This is a genomic window from Haloarcula sp. JP-L23, from assembly GCF_011602445.1.
Taxonomy (GTDB): domain Archaea; phylum Halobacteriota; class Halobacteria; order Halobacteriales; family Haloarculaceae; genus Haloarcula; species Haloarcula pellucida.
In genome coordinates this window covers 1,778,806-1,791,700 of sequence record NZ_CP050014.1, presented here as the reverse complement: position 1 = coordinate 1,791,700, position 12,895 = coordinate 1,778,806, and the positions used below count along the sequence as shown (strand labels likewise).

The 12,895-nt window shown below is 66.6% G+C and carries 16 protein-coding genes and 1 tRNA gene; 10 read left to right on the top strand and 7 right to left on the bottom strand.

Features of this window, described 5'->3' with window-relative positions; all coding sequences use genetic code 11:
• Positions 1 to 61: 61 nt before the first annotated feature.
• Genes G9465_RS09205 through hpt form a run of 3 tightly spaced genes read left to right on the top strand, consistent with a single transcriptional unit; the run spans position 62 to position 3,047 of the window.
• Entirely contained in the window at positions 62 to 547 is a 486-nt protein-coding gene (locus G9465_RS09205; RefSeq protein WP_166969218.1) for a hypothetical protein, read from the top strand.
• Entirely contained in the window at positions 544 to 2,433 is a 1,890-nt protein-coding gene (locus G9465_RS09200; protein WP_166969217.1) for a hypothetical protein, read from the top strand. Before G9465_RS09205 ends, G9465_RS09200 begins: the two co-directional genes overlap by 4 nt.
• 44 nt (positions 2,434 to 2,477) lie before the next feature.
• The gene (gene hpt / locus G9465_RS09195) at positions 2,478 to 3,047 is read left to right on the top strand and encodes a hypoxanthine/guanine phosphoribosyltransferase (protein ID WP_166969215.1); all 570 of its coding nucleotides are present in this window, start codon (positions 2,478 to 2,480) and stop codon (positions 3,045 to 3,047) included.
• A gap of 243 nt (positions 3,048 to 3,290) precedes the next feature.
• On the opposite strand, the gene G9465_RS09190 is transcribed toward hpt, so the two are convergent.
• From G9465_RS09190 to G9465_RS09180, 3 genes are all read right to left on the bottom strand, one after another.
• Positions 3,291 to 3,365, bottom strand: a tRNA-Met gene (locus G9465_RS09190).
• Positions 3,366 to 3,433: 68 nt separating this feature from the next.
• Positions 3,434 to 3,925, bottom strand: a complete 492-nt coding sequence (locus tag G9465_RS09185; RefSeq protein WP_166969213.1) for a GtrA family protein — start codon at positions 3,923 to 3,925, stop codon at positions 3,434 to 3,436.
• A complete protein-coding gene (locus G9465_RS09180; protein WP_166969211.1) occupies positions 3,922 to 4,689 on the bottom strand; it encodes a glycosyltransferase in 768 nt (255 codons plus the stop codon). Before G9465_RS09180 ends, G9465_RS09185 begins: the two co-directional genes overlap by 4 nt.
• 114 nt (positions 4,690 to 4,803) lie before the next feature.
• Here G9465_RS09180 and G9465_RS09175 point away from each other — a divergent pair, with 114 nt between their 5' ends.
• Positions 4,804 to 7,122: a DUF2298 domain-containing protein gene (locus G9465_RS09175; RefSeq protein ID WP_166969209.1), complete on the top strand. Its 2,319-nt coding sequence runs from the start codon at positions 4,804 to 4,806 to the stop codon at positions 7,120 to 7,122.
• An 18-nt stretch (positions 7,123 to 7,140) separates the two neighbouring features.
• Here the strand turns inward: G9465_RS09175 and G9465_RS09170 are convergent, their stop codons facing one another.
• Positions 7,141 to 7,413, bottom strand: a complete 273-nt coding sequence (locus G9465_RS09170) for an HAH_0734 family protein (protein ID WP_166969207.1) — start codon at positions 7,411 to 7,413, stop codon at positions 7,141 to 7,143.
• Between the two features lie 144 nt (positions 7,414 to 7,557).
• Here G9465_RS09170 and G9465_RS09165 point away from each other — a divergent pair, with 144 nt between their 5' ends.
• The 6 genes from G9465_RS09165 to G9465_RS09140 are packed head-to-tail and all read left to right on the top strand — an operon-like array spanning position 7,558 to position 10,403.
• Complete coding sequence (locus tag G9465_RS09165; RefSeq protein ID WP_166969205.1) at positions 7,558 to 7,836, top strand: 50S ribosomal protein L44e; 279 nt, start codon at positions 7,558 to 7,560, stop codon at positions 7,834 to 7,836.
• 2 nt (positions 7,837 to 7,838) lie between these two features.
• Positions 7,839 to 8,012 carry a 30S ribosomal protein S27e gene (locus G9465_RS09160; protein ID WP_166969203.1) on the top strand — a complete coding sequence of 58 codons (174 nt, stop codon included), beginning with the start codon at positions 7,839 to 7,841 and terminating at the stop codon, positions 8,010 to 8,012.
• A 1-nt stretch (position 8,013) separates the two neighbouring features.
• Positions 8,014 to 8,814, top strand: coding sequence for a translation initiation factor IF-2 subunit alpha (locus tag G9465_RS09155; RefSeq protein ID WP_166969201.1), 801 nt, complete (start codon positions 8,014 to 8,016; stop codon positions 8,812 to 8,814).
• 2 nt (positions 8,815 to 8,816) lie between these two features.
• Positions 8,817 to 8,999: an RNA-protein complex protein Nop10 gene (locus tag G9465_RS09150; protein ID WP_166969199.1), complete on the top strand. Its 183-nt coding sequence runs from the start codon at positions 8,817 to 8,819 to the stop codon at positions 8,997 to 8,999.
• Positions 9,000 to 9,004: 5 nt separating this feature from the next.
• Positions 9,005 to 9,763: a proteasome assembly chaperone family protein gene (locus G9465_RS09145; protein WP_166969197.1), complete on the top strand. Its 759-nt coding sequence runs from the start codon at positions 9,005 to 9,007 to the stop codon at positions 9,761 to 9,763.
• A 40-nt stretch (positions 9,764 to 9,803) separates the two neighbouring features.
• Positions 9,804 to 10,403 (top strand): J domain-containing protein, encoded by a 600-nt coding sequence (locus G9465_RS09140; RefSeq protein WP_166969195.1) that lies wholly within the window; start codon positions 9,804 to 9,806, stop codon positions 10,401 to 10,403.
• Here G9465_RS09140 and G9465_RS09135 read toward each other — a convergent pair whose 3' ends face one another.
• From G9465_RS09135 to G9465_RS09125, 3 genes are all read right to left on the bottom strand, one after another.
• On the bottom strand, positions 10,404 to 11,189 hold the full coding sequence (locus G9465_RS09135) for a hypothetical protein (RefSeq protein ID WP_166969193.1): 786 nt from the start codon (positions 11,187 to 11,189) through the stop codon (positions 10,404 to 10,406).
• A 68-nt stretch (positions 11,190 to 11,257) separates the two neighbouring features.
• A complete protein-coding gene (locus G9465_RS09130; protein WP_166969191.1) occupies positions 11,258 to 11,716 on the bottom strand; it encodes a DUF6653 family protein in 459 nt (152 codons plus the stop codon).
• Positions 11,717 to 11,757: 41 nt separating this feature from the next.
• The gene (locus tag G9465_RS09125; protein WP_166969189.1) at positions 11,758 to 12,885 is read right to left on the bottom strand and encodes a pyridoxal-phosphate dependent enzyme; all 1,128 of its coding nucleotides are present in this window, start codon (positions 12,883 to 12,885) and stop codon (positions 11,758 to 11,760) included.
• Between the last annotated feature and the right edge of the window lie 10 nt (positions 12,886 to 12,895).

Sequence of the window (12,895 nt, the reverse complement as noted above, 5' to 3'; positions counted from 1 at the left end):
GCCCGGTAGCGACGGCCACGCCGCGATGCTTTTATTTACACTTCTTCAGAGCTACGTAACGATGGATTACGCGCGCGCCGTCGTGTTGGGGGTGGCGAGCGTCGTCGTCGTTACTGCGCTCGTCTCGGGACCGCTGGTCCCCGGCGTCTCGCTGACACAGGAACGAGACGTCGCCTACGGAACGGGGAACGTGACAGTCGCGGAGGTGCAGTTTCCCGACCGGGTGACGATAGAGCGCGCCTCGTTCGGACAGGACGGGTACTATCTCACCGTCCCGCCAGCGACGGTTCGCTTCTCGACGCTGACGGGGTCACCGACGATGGTGTACCGGTTGGCCATCGACGAACTCGGCTACACCCGGTCGACCGTCCACTTCCTCAGCGAGTCGGTCGGGGAGCGCTACGAGGCGACGATACAGTCCGACAGTTTCGACGAGAACGAACTCACGAACGAGACGTACCACGGTACGGTCGGCGTCGTCGTCGAGGACTCCCGTAGCCGTCGGGTCGTAGCCGAACGGGCCGTCACCGTCGAGGTGGTCGGATGAGCGCAGACACGGTACCGAACCGGCGCTTCCACGCCGACGTGCGGTCGTCGGCGTGGGTGACGTTCCGGTCGGTCCTGTTCGGGGACCGAATCGGCCTGTGTCTCTTCCTCGCGAGCCTCTGTCTGTTCGCCCTGTTCTGGCGGACCACCGTCTTCATCACCGACACCTACACGCTCGCGAACGGGCTGTACAGTCTCTCGAACGGGAACGTCTTCCTGACCGAGGCTGTGTACGGACCGGGGCTGAATACGCCGGGGGCCGAGAAGTACGGCGGGTCCGTGATCGCACGCAACTACGGGGTACTCGTGCTCTCGCTGCCGTTCCTCTGGGGTCTCGAAGCACTCGACGCCGTCGCCGACCTCCGCATCGCGCTCGTGGCGCTCTGGTCGCTGGTGCTGTTGGCACTCATCGTGCAGGTGGGCCGTCTCACAGAGCGCCGCGAGGTCACGGCTGGCGGCGCCGTGGCGGTCCTCTGTCTGTTCGCGTTGAACGTCGCCATCGCCCGGCCGATGGACCCCGCTCCCCACCTCCACGCACTCCAGTTGTTCCACATGGCCGTCGCTGCGTTCGCGCCCGTGCTGCTGTATCGACTGGTCGCGCGGCTACACACCGTTCGAACTGGCTCACTGGCGGCGGTCCTGTTCGTGTTCGGGACCCCGCTCGCGTTCTGGGCGGCGATCCCGAAGCGCCACGTCGTCACCGCGACTGTCGTCCTCGGTGTCGCGTACGCACTCTATCGGAGTCGAACAGCCGCCGACGGCGTGCTTGTGTCCCGCCCACTGGCGTTTCGATCACTCTCGTACGCTCTCGTGGGCCTCTACGCGTGGGTTCACGCGCCGGAATCCCTCCTCTTTGGCGTCGTTCTCGCGGCCATCGACGTACCGACTGCGGCGGACAATCGCCCGCAGACGCTGGCGGTGCTCGCAGCGGCGTTCTCGCTGTCGCTCGTCCCGTTTATCGTGACGAACACACTCGTCGCCGGATCGCCACTTCGCCCGCCGCGACTGATTGCGGCGGCAGGCGAAAGCGGAGCGAGAACCGTAGAGAGTTTCGCTACCGGCGGCGGGTCCGGACGTGGCGGTGCAGTACTCTCTCCGCTCGCACCCGTAGTCGGGCTACTGGAGGCAGGTATCACTCCCCTCGTCGTCCTGCTCCGAGAGTTGTTGGCCGGGGCCAGAGCGCTCGTCACCGACCCCATAGACGTATCGCGGACGTTCGTTCGCTCCGGGACGTTCACCACGAGTTTCAATCAGTCCGACGGCGAAGCAGTCAACCTCTCGTTGCTGGAGTCCGCGCCGCTGTTGGCGGGCGTAGCCGCCGTCGTCCCCGTGCTTCAGACGTGGTCCCGACCAGAGCCGCTGACCGGGCGAACGCTGTCGGCGGCTCGCGTGACCGACGTCTACGTTACGCTCACCGCCGTTTGCGTCGCGCTCTTCTACACGAGTCGACTCCCGATTCACGCACAGGTGACCGTCAGGTACCTGTTCCCCCTGTTCCCGCTGGGCGTCTATCTCCTCGTCCGGTTGCCGACGGTCCGGCGTGTACTGGACGTCCACTGGCGAGCGTTCTGCTGGACGCTGGCAGCCGGGATACTGCTCGGCGGGCAGTTGGTCGTCGTCGCCGTCGCCGTCGGTGTGAACGGTATCGGAGCGGCGTTCCAGTTGCACGCCCTCCTCTCGCTGTCGACGGCACTCGCACTCTCGGCGTGGGCACTCACGGGTCGCACCGAGCGATGGAGTGGGCGTATCGGAGCCGTGCTGCTTGGACTCGCCACGAGTTCGGCAGCACTGTTCAGCATCCTGACTGCGGTGGAGTACTACGCGCTCGGCGATACACACGCGCTCCCGATGGTTCGTGCCCTCGGTGAACTGCTTCGACTCATCTAAGTCGTTGACGACGAATTTTTGTACGGCCTCGCAGTACCGCCAGCATGGACCTGCTAAAGAAGTCGCTCCTCGACGCGCCGATCATCGAAAAGGACGGCTATCACTACTTCGTCCACCCCATCAGCGACGGCGTCCCGATGCTGCGTCCGGAACTCCTCCGCGAAATCGTCATCAAGATAATTCGGAAGGCAGAGCTAGAAAACGTCGACAAAATCGTCACGCCCGCGGCGATGGGTATCCACCTCTCGACGGCCGTCTCCCTGATGACCGACATCCCCCTCGTCGTCGTCCGTAAGCGCCAGTACGGGCTCGACGGCGAAGTCGCGCTCTCTCAGGTCACGGGCTACTCCGAGAACGAGATGTACGTCAACGACGTCTACGAGGGCGACCGCGTGCTGGTGCTCGACGACGTCCTCTCGACGGGCGGTACGCTCGCGGCCCTGACCGGCGCGCTCGAAGACATCGGCGCCGACATCCGCGACATCGTCTGTGTCATCAAGAAAGCCGACGGCGAGAACCGACTCGACGAGGCCGGCTACGGCGCGAAGACGCTCATCAACGTCCGCGTGGAGGACGGCGAAGTCGTCATCGTCGACGAGTACGGCGACGGGTAGCCCCGAAGCCTGCGGTTTTGCAGTCCGTCACGCGGGTACCGGTTCGGTTGCCCGTGGCATAGTTCGAATCTACGCGAACGGTTCGTGGCTCACGGACTTGTGTGCGATAGAATATAGCAGAGAGAGGTTCGAACTGCGAGAACACCCTCGCCATCGCTCGTCTCGTTCGAACTCTATGTGCCGTACACACGCACTAACGTCTCGTCACGTGGACGACGCTTCGGAGCGTAGTTCGCTGAGAAGTAGCGGGAGGTAGATTTGAACTACCGATCTGCGGGTTATGAGCCCGCCGGAATCTCCTGGCTATCCCATCCCGCTACCTGTTCATACCCGAGCCCCCTCATTAAGGGTTGTGATTCGAGTGCCGTCCGTGAATTAGTGACGCGCTATGTGGCCCCGTCGCGGTGGACCTGCCACGTGAACAGACTCTCGAAGACGTAGTTGACGACCATCGCGATGGCGATGGCGATTGGACTCGCAGCGATGAACCAGAGGTCCGTTTCGAAGACGACGAGTTCGATGGCGAGGTACTGTGTCAGGAACCAGTAGACGAGTAGCTGGACCGTGACCCCGCCCGACCGGACGATGTGGGACTTCACCAGTCGCTTCAGGAACGGGCCACGACCGGTGGCACCCATCGTCGAGAACGTCCAGTGTTCGTTGACGAGAAACATCACCAGAATCGCCGTCTCGATGCCGGCCGCCTTCGCCCAGAGGTCGGGCACGCCGAAGACGAGACCGAGGATGGCCAGTACGGTGTTGTCGCTGATCGCGCCGACGACGCCGACGGAGACGAACTGTCCGAAGCGGACGCCGGAGACGAGCGACTCGAAGCGGTCGGGCAGGAAGTGCCGGAGGCGGTCACTCGGTCCGCTCATCGGTCACGTTCGACGAGCGCCGTCGGGTCCTCCCGACGTGCGGCGATAGCGGTGTGGAGGCGGTCGTTACTGAGTTGTTTCGCCCGGTGACGAGCGGCCAGCAGTGCCCGGAAGAGGGCAACAGAGTCCCTGACCGGCGAGACGGTCGACCCCGGTCTGTCCTCCCACGCTATCGGCACCTCGACGACGCGGAGGTCGAGCGCCCCCGCCATGGCCACCAGTTCGACGTCCCACGCGAACCCGGGTTCGTAGATGTGACGCCGGACCTGCCCCCAAGCGTCGGCGTCGATGGCCTTCGCGCCGCATTGATAATCGTACAGTGAGACGTCGAGCAGGCGGCCGGCCAGCCACGCGAACGCGTCGCCGAGGAACCGCCGGGCGAACGTCTGGTGGCTGGCGACCGCAGCGTCGGGGTGGCGTCGGGACCCCACGGCGAGGTCGGCGCCGCCGTCGACGACCGACGACACCACTTCGGCGAGCGAGTCGACGGGGGTCGACCCGTCCGCGTCGGCGAACACGAGCACGTCCGTCGAGAGCGTCTCGAACCCGGCGGTGACGGCGGCGCCCTTCCCCCGGCGGTACGGCACCGTCTCGATGCGCGCCGGCAGGTCGGCCAGTCGCTCGGGCACGTCACGCTTCGGGGCGTCGAGTTCGACCACGATGGTCTCCGGGTCGAGATACTCGTCGATAGCGGTGACGTACGTCCGCAACTGGGCGACGTCTGGGCGGTACGCCGGGACGACGATACCGACGGAACGCGACATCGTGTTAGCTTCCTCCGTGGGTGAGTAAAAACAGTTCGAAGACGCACGACACGGTGCAAAACAGGGGCGGGCGGTGCAAAAGACGTATAGGCCCGCGTCGCACTCTCTCGGGTGATGGAGTACGGCCTCGTCGTCCTCTGGCTTGCGCTCTACCTGTTGCTCTGTTACGTCGGCGCGACGGTCGCCGCCGCCCTGTTCCCGCGATTCGCGAACCGCGGCGTCGCCTTCGGTATCCCGGTGGCGCTGACGATACTGTGGCTCGTCACCTACTTCGTCGGCCGCCTCTCGCTGACCGCCGGCATCTACCTCGGCCTTCTCGTCCTCGTCGCCGCCGCGGTGGTCGCCGCCGTCCGGGGCGTCACCGTCGACGGACGGGCCTACGCGGAGGTCGCGGCCGTGTTCACGCTCGCCTTCGGTTTCTTGGTCGCCGTCAGAGCCCTCGACCCGGCCATCGTTCCCATCGGCGGCGAGAAGTTCCTCGACTACGGCCTGCTGAAATCGCTGCTGCGGGCCGACACGCTCCCGCCCGAAGACATGTGGTTCGCCGGCGAACCGGTCGCGTACTACTACGGCGGCCACCTGCTTGCGGCCATCCTCACGCGTCTCACCGGGACGGCCGGCCAGTACGCCTACAATCTCGCGCTCGCGGGGTTCTACGCGACGCTGGTGACAGCCACCTACGGGCTTGCGGGCGCCATCGCCGCCGACAGAGGCGTCCCGAAACGGCTGGCTGCGGGACTCTCCGCCTTTTTCGTTGGTATCGCCAGCAACCTCTCGACGCCCACGCGGTTCCTCATCTGGCTCCTACCGGACGGTGCCGGGCAGTGGTTGGCCGGTGCCGCCGGATACGAAGTGGAGGGACTGGCAACGAGCCCCGACCGCTTCAGCTACTGGGACGCCAGCCGCGTCATCACCGACGACGCCGGCGACTTCGTGACCTACGACCCCAGTGCGGCCTTCGTCATCGACGAGTTCCCGCTGTTCGCGTGGCTCAACGGCGACATGCACGCCCACATGATGAGTACGGGCTTTCTGCTGCTGGCGGCCGCGCTGTGTTTCAGCTACTACCAGACGCCGGCCGTCGAGTGGCGCCGCCGACTGGCACTCCTGTTCGGTGCGCTCCCGGCCCTCGCTGGCCTGATGGCCGTGACGAACACGTGGTCGTTCCCCTCGGTCGCCGGCCTCGCGATGCTGACTGTCGTCCTCGCCCCGTCGGACCCGACGACGCTGTTGCCCAACGGCGTCAGCCAGCGATTCCGGACGACCGGCCTGACACACGAGGCCGTCCGCATCGGCGTCGCACTCGCCGTCGCCGTCGGCATCGTCGCCCTCGGATTGCTGTGGTCGCTCCCGTTCTGGCTGGGCGCGGCGAGCGGCCGCGAGATAGCCGTCCTCCCGGACCGCACCTCGCTGTTGGAACTGCTCTCGGTTCACGGCATCTTCCTCGTCCCGTTCGGGCTCTACCTCTACGCGCAGGCCGGCAGAGCGCTCGGCACGGACCGGGCGCGGGCAGTCGGCGCGGCGACGGTGGGCGTCGTCTTCCTCGGCGCGACGGTCGACCTCGCCGCGGTCGGGCTACTCGTCCCGCTCGTCGCCGGCGCGTGGCTGTTCGCCCGGTCGCCGTCGCTGAGTCGGTCGCTGGAGTCGGTGCCCGCGCTCACCGACGGCGGCGACCGGACTGTCGACTTCGAAGTCGTCCTGATTCTGGCCGGTGCCGGCCTCGTCTTGCTCGTGGAGTTCGTCTTCGTGAAGGAGAACATCGGCCGGATGAACACCGTGTTCAAGACGTACATGCAGGTGTGGGTGCTGTGGGCGGCCGCCGTCGGTCCCGTATTGGCGTGGCTCCTCGCCCGCTGGCGGCCCGACGGGGAGACGCGCCGAGTGGCGACGACGACCGGCGTGCGCGCGTTCGTTGCCCTGCTCGTCCTCTCGACGTCGGTGTACGGCGCGTTCGCGCTCTCGAACCACGTCGGTGCGGCCGGTGAGCCGACGCTGGACGGAACCGCCTACCTCGACCGCGAGCATCCGCGAGAGGCCGAGGCAATCCGCTGGCTGGACCGGACCGTCGAGGGGCGACCGACCATCGTCACCGCCGCGCCCGCCGGCTACCGGTGGAACCCCGACGAGGGGAAAGGCTCCAGCGCCCCGGCGAGTCTGACCGGACTACCGACGGTCGCTGGCTGGTACCACGAGGCCCAGTACCGCAACGACACGGTGTATCAGACGCGCGTCGAGGACGTCAGGACGATATACACCGGCAGCGCCAGCGACCAGATAGCTCTCTTGCGGCAGTACGACGTGCGGTACGTCTACGTCGGGCCGGCAGAGCGCGCCCGCTACGGCGAGATAACGGTCGACCACGTCTCGGGTGTGACGGCGGTAAAACGGACCGACGGCGTGGTGGTCTACCGCGTCCACCAGGAACAGCTCTGAGAAGCGACGGGGCCGAGTCTAGGCTTCGGCGCTCGGTTCGCCGCGTTCGCGGAGGACCGTGACCGCTTCGGCCTCGACGTCCTCGGTGTCGAGGTGGTTCGGGATGTAGTCCTGTCGTTTGAACGTCTCTTCTTCGTCTTCCTGCCCGATAGTACACCAGAGCTGCGGCCGGTCCGGCCCGTGCCAGTCACCCTGTCGAGCGACGGCGAACACCTCGTACTCGTCGCCGTCGTACTCGATGCGGCCGCCCTTCCGGAGGCCGGGATCCCCGTGGATGATGAGCTTCTTCATGCCAGCCACTTCGAAAACGGCGTACTTAGTGACTTCGAAGGCGAGCGAGAGAACGGTCACCACACGATGCGGGGACGGCGACGCGACTCCGAACCAAACGGGTTTTAAGCGGCCACACCAAATCGCTCCGTAAGGTCGATATCTATGGAGATGCCGCGACGCTTCAATACGTACTGTCCGCACTGTAACGAGCACAACGAACACGAGGTCGAGAAGGTCCGTTCCGGCCGCGAGACCGGGATGAAGTGGATCGACCGCCAGCGCAAGCGCAACTCCGGTATCGGGAACGACGGGAAGTTCTCGAAGGTCCCGGGTGGGGACAAGCCCACCAAGAAGACGGACCTCAAGTACCGCTGTGGCGAGTGTGGCAAGGCCCACCTCCGCGAGGGATGGCGCGCCGGCCGACTGGAGTTCCAGGAGTAATCATGGCTGGAAGCTTCGTCACCGTCGCCTGTCCGGACTGCGAGAACGAACAGACCCTCTTCGAGAAGGCGTCGAGCGAGGTCTCGTGTGCCGTCTGTGGCCACACCCTCGCCCGTCCCACCGGTGGGAAGGCCGCCATCGAAGGCGAAGTGACCGACGTCGTCGAGGCCCGATAGGATGAAATACAGCGGCTGGCCCGAACCGAGCGAACTCGTCGTCGGCAAGGTCGACGAGATCGAGGACTTCGGCGTGTTCGTCGACCTCGAAGAGTACGAGGGCAAGCGTGGCCTCTGTCACATCTCCGAGGTCGCCAGCGGATGGATCAAGAACGTCCGCGACCACGTCAACGAGGGTCAGACGGTCGTCGCCAAGGTGCTAGACGTCGACGAGGAGTCCCAGCAGATAGACCTCTCTATCAAGGACGTCAACGACCACCAGCGCAAAGAGAAGATTCAGGAGTGGAAAAACGAGCAGAAGGCCGACAACTGGATGGAACTGGCCTTCGGCGAGGACCTGGACGACGAGACCTACGGCGCTATCGCGAACGCGCTGTTGGCCGAATTCGGCTCGCTGTACGACGGGTTCGAGGCCGCCGCCATCCACGGCGCCGACGCCCTCGACGAGACCGACCTCGACGAGGACGAAGTCGAAGCCATCGTCCAGACGGCCCGGAACAACGTCTCGGTGCCCTACGTCAACGTCACGGGCTACGTCGACCTCGAGTGCCCGACCCACGACGGCGTCGACGTCATCAAGGAGGCACTGAAAGCGGCCGAAGGGAACGGCGAGGTGCCCGAAGAGATTCAACTCGAAGTCACCTACGTCGGGTCGCCCGAGTACCGCATTCAGGTGCAGGCGCCCGACTACAAGACGGCCGAGGGCGAACTCGAAGAGAGCGCCGCCCGCGCGAAGGCCGTCGTCGAAGAGCACGGTGGGACCGGCGAGTACCACCGCGAGCGGACCGAAGACGACGAGTAGCGATGAAGTCTGACATCCGGGTATGTTCGGCGTGGGACGCCGAACACGACGGCCCGGTGTACACCCTCTCCGATTCCTGTCCCGAGTGTGGTGCCGACGCCGTCAACAGCGCTCCGGCGCCGTTCGACCCGACGGACCCCCACGGCGAGTATCGACGTTCACTTAAGCGCCGCAACCGCACGTAGGCGGTATGGACGAATTCGACATCGAAGTACTCGCCGACCCGGACCTGGAGGACCCCGTCCTCGTCGAGGGACTCCCCGGTGTCGGGCACGTCGGAAAACTCGCCGCCGAGCACCTGCTGGAGGAACTGGACAGCGAACTCGTCCGGCGCGTCTACTCGACGCACTTCCCGCCGCAGGTCAGCATCGACGACCGGACGGCCCAGTTGGCGTGTGCCGAGTTCCACGCCGTCACGCCCGAGGAGGGACGGGACATGCTCGTCCTCTCGGGCGACCATCAGGCACAGGACAGCGAGGGTCACTACGGCCTGACCGACGCGTTCCTCGACGTCGGCGAGGACTTCGGCGTCGAAGAAGTGTTCGCGCTGGGCGGCGTCCCCACCGGCGAACTCATCGAGGAGTACGACGTGCTGGGTGCGACGACCACCGACGAGTTCGCCGACACGCTCGAAGAGTCCGGCGTCGTCTTCCGCGAGGACGAACCCGCCGGCGGCATCGTCGGCGTCTCCGGTCTGTTGCTGGGCCTCGGTGGCCGACGTGACATCACGGCGGCCTGTCTCATGGGCGAGACGTCCGGCTATCTGGTCGACCCCAAGAGCGCACAGGCCGTCCTCGAAATCTTACAGGACGTCGTCGGCTTCGACGTGGACTACGAGTCCCTAGAGGAGCGTGCCGACGAGATGGAAGAGGTCGTCCGGAAGATTCAGGAGATGGAACAACAGAACGCGCCGTCGCCGGCCGACGAGGATCTGCGGTACATCGGATAACAGCGAGAATTTCTTACCTCGGCGTCCCCAACAGGGTCGCGTGCAGGCAGATCCGAGTACGGTACCGGAGTGGTTGGTCCTCGGCGTACTACTCGGTGCCGGCGGGAGCGTACTGGTCGCTGGGTTGTTCGTCGTCGCAGACAGACTCTTCCCCGCCGACCAGCAGTCGCGGCAGGTCCGCGACGGCGGTGAGGAGCGCCGACGCGCGGAGTTACGGGAGTACCTGCAGGCCATCGACGAGCAGTTCGCCGAGAACCACTTCGTCGAGGGCCAGCACGTCGCCTTCTACCTCCCGAAGCGAGACGTGGCCATCACGTTCGACGCCCGGGCGTACTACCGCATCGACCGGTCGCCGACGCGGCCGGTCCTCGTCGAACACGAGATGCCGGGCGTCCATCTGGGGGCGCGCCTCCCCTTCGAGACGCCGGAGGTGTCGCTCGGTCCGGACCCAGAGCAGTCGGCCGACCCCACGCTTCAGGCGTTCGCCGAACTCGGACTCCGACAGACGGCGACGCTCTCGGAGGTGAAGGCGGCCTACCGCGACCGAGTGAAGGAGGTCCACCCGGACCACGGCGGCGACGAGGAGGAGTTCAAGCGAGTCCGCGAGGCCTACACGATGGCGAAACAGCACGCCTCGTAGTCACGGCTCCGGGGACGGGTAGTTCCCTCGACCCGCCTCGGTGTGGCCCGACGCGTTGACCCACCCGTCCCGTGCCCCGGTTGCGTTGGCGTGGACCCGGTCGGCGTAGCTGTTGCCCGTCCAGCCACCGGAGAACCATTCGTTGGAGCCCACGAGCATGACGCTCGCGTCGACGCGAGCGGTCGCTGGCGCGTCGTAGGAGAGAAACACCGGCGCGTCGTAGGTGAAACAGGCCGTCTCGTCGCGGTAGGGGAGCGAACAGTCGGTGAGCGACCGGGTGACCCCGTCGCCGTAGAACGTCGGTGAAGTGCCGACGGGCGTTCGCGTCTCGATGGGGTAGGTGGTGTCCCGAAGCACCGACGTCGAGGTGGTGCGGCGCGTCCGCTTCGCGTGGTTCGGGTTCTCCGGGTCGTACTCGGCCTCGGATATCTTCTCTTGCCGGCCGACGCCGTCCGCTTCGACGTAGCGGTAGTACCGCGTCTCGACGGTGAACTCGTCGGTGGTGAGTTCCAGCATGGGACCGTACTCGGTTTCGACGACGCGCGTATCGAACGTCCCTTCGAACGTACCGTTCGGTGCGACATCTGTCTCCTCGAACGTGGCGTTGCCGTCGACCTGTGGCAACGGCACGCGGATAGTGACGTTCCGGAGCGTCTCGTCGGCATCGACGCCGACGCTGAGGTCGTAACTGCTCGAATAGCTGTCCGGGTTCGGGCCGAAGAACGAACAGCCAGCGGTGAGTGCGAGACAGATAATCAGCAGCGGCAGGAGGAGACGACGGGACATAGTTGATAATCTCAGTGTCACGTCAGTTCCCCCGCGGTTCACAAAACCGTTCGGGCGCTCCGGGGCAGTCACCCACCGGCGCTAGCGTCTCGTTCGGCCTCGTACAGGTGGACCATCTCGGCGACGAACCAGAGTTTCAGCGCCATCGCCAGCGCCGTCGCGAGCGCCGTCTCCGCAGGGCGACGGCGGACGGCGGCGTAGAGTGCGTACAGCGCCGCCACGCCGGTGAGATAGTTCAGGACGGTCGGGTAGCTAGTCGCGTCGTGGTGCCGCTTCGTCCAGAGTCGCTCGCCGTACACCCCCTTGGTCATCCACGCGCTGTCGTCCTCGGGCGGCGCGAACAGGAACGGGTTGACTGCGACGAACGCGAGCGTCAGCGCGAGGCCGCGCCAGTCCCGCCGGTAGAGACAGGTAATCAGGAGCGGTAGCGTCGGAACGCGGGACCACCCGCTCTTCGGGTTGGCGTGGCGCGCCCAGAAATAGCGGTCGAGCGCCGAGTCGTCGGTAGGGAGCGGGGAGTGGGCCATACCGAACGGTCGGCTGGCCCCACCAAATCCCTACCGACGGTTCAGAGACCCTGACTCATGAGGTGTGAGCGCAAGAGGTCGGCCTCCTTGCTCCCGGCGACGGAGTTGACGAGTACCACGTCCTCGTCCGGGGCGAGAGCCTCTCGGTCGGTGAGCGCTCGGACGCCGGCGACGGCCGTCCCGCCGGTCGCGCCGATTTCGGGCCCCATCTCGCACCCGTCGACGGCACCCTGCAACACGTCTTCGTCGGGCACCGCGACCGCCCCGCCGTCGGTCGCGTGCAGGGCATCGATAGCGGCGGTCCCGGCGGCGGGATCGGGGATTTCGAGCGGGCCGACGATCGTATCGGGGTGTTCGACCGGCGTCGGGTCGGCCGCACCGTCGCGCACCGCGTCGGCGATAGGGGCCGACGAGTCTGGCTGGGCCGCGTAGAGTCGAGGCACAGCGTCGACGAGGCCGGCCGCCGCGGCGAGCGCGAACCCGCGTTCGAGGCCGACGACCGTCTCGCCGTGACCGGTCGGGTGGACGACGGCGTCGGGTGCGGTCCACGCGCGGTCGTCGAGGAGTTCCAGCGCCAGCGCCACGCCGCCGGCGACGCGGAACGGGTGGCCGGGCGCGACGGACGTGAACGTCTCGTCGCTGTCCTCGAATGCCGCGACTGCGTCGGGGTACCGGCCCTCGACGACGTACATGTCGCCGCCGTGGACGTTCACCATCGCCTTGTTGAGGAACGGACAGCGCGAGGGGACGAACCCCTTCGAGTCGGCGTCGGCGCGGGCGGCGTACGCCGCGGCGGCCTGTGCGCCGTTACCCGGCGAGGGCGTCGCGACGCGTTCGGCGCCCTGCTGGACAGCCGCCGAGACGGCGAGCGCCAGTTTCCGGTCGGCGAGCGACCCGGTCGGGTTGCGACCCTCGTCCTTGACCGCGACGCTGGCGACGCCGAGTTCGTCGGCCAGCGTCGGCACCGCGACGAGCGGCGTCGCCCCCTCGTCGATGCTGACGGCCGCGTCGGTCGGGAACGGTCGGGCGTCGTCGGCACTCGCCACCTCGTCGGCGTCGTATTCTGGGGCGAGGACGCCGCCGCAGTCGGGACAGCGCTCTTCGTCGGGGTCGGCTGACGCGCCACACGCGGTACAGGAGAGGCCACGGAACGCCGCTGTCGTCTGCATACCCGGCCGT

Excerpts from the sequence above, each read along its gene's own strand:
- G9465_RS09205 (WP_166969218.1), top strand. The coding sequence starts at position 62 with ATGGATTACGCGCGCGCCGTCGTGTTGGGGGTGGCGAGCGTCGTCGTC.
- G9465_RS09200 (WP_166969217.1), top strand. The coding sequence starts at position 544 with ATGAGCGCAGACACGGTACCGAACCGGCGCTTCCACGCCGACGTGCGG.
- hpt (WP_166969215.1), top strand. The coding sequence starts at position 2,478 with ATGGACCTGCTAAAGAAGTCGCTCCTCGACGCGCCGATCATCGAAAAG.
- G9465_RS09185 (WP_166969213.1), bottom strand. The coding sequence starts at position 3,925 with ATGAGCGGACCGAGTGACCGCCTCCGGCACTTCCTGCCCGACCGCTTC.
- G9465_RS09180 (WP_166969211.1), bottom strand. The coding sequence starts at position 4,689 with ATGTCGCGTTCCGTCGGTATCGTCGTCCCGGCGTACCGCCCAGACGTC.
- G9465_RS09175 (WP_166969209.1), top strand. The coding sequence starts at position 4,804 with ATGGAGTACGGCCTCGTCGTCCTCTGGCTTGCGCTCTACCTGTTGCTC.
- G9465_RS09170 (WP_166969207.1), bottom strand. The coding sequence starts at position 7,413 with ATGAAGAAGCTCATCATCCACGGGGATCCCGGCCTCCGGAAGGGCGGC.
- G9465_RS09165 (WP_166969205.1), top strand. The coding sequence starts at position 7,558 with ATGGAGATGCCGCGACGCTTCAATACGTACTGTCCGCACTGTAACGAG.
- G9465_RS09160 (WP_166969203.1), top strand. The coding sequence starts at position 7,839 with ATGGCTGGAAGCTTCGTCACCGTCGCCTGTCCGGACTGCGAGAACGAA.
- G9465_RS09155 (WP_166969201.1), top strand. The coding sequence starts at position 8,014 with ATGAAATACAGCGGCTGGCCCGAACCGAGCGAACTCGTCGTCGGCAAG.
- G9465_RS09150 (WP_166969199.1), top strand. The coding sequence starts at position 8,817 with ATGAAGTCTGACATCCGGGTATGTTCGGCGTGGGACGCCGAACACGAC.
- G9465_RS09145 (WP_166969197.1), top strand. The coding sequence starts at position 9,005 with ATGGACGAATTCGACATCGAAGTACTCGCCGACCCGGACCTGGAGGAC.
- G9465_RS09135 (WP_166969193.1), bottom strand. The coding sequence starts at position 11,189 with ATGTCCCGTCGTCTCCTCCTGCCGCTGCTGATTATCTGTCTCGCACTC.
- G9465_RS09130 (WP_166969191.1), bottom strand. The coding sequence starts at position 11,716 with ATGGCCCACTCCCCGCTCCCTACCGACGACTCGGCGCTCGACCGCTAT.
- G9465_RS09125 (WP_166969189.1), bottom strand. The coding sequence starts at position 12,885 with ATGCAGACGACAGCGGCGTTCCGTGGCCTCTCCTGTACCGCGTGTGGC.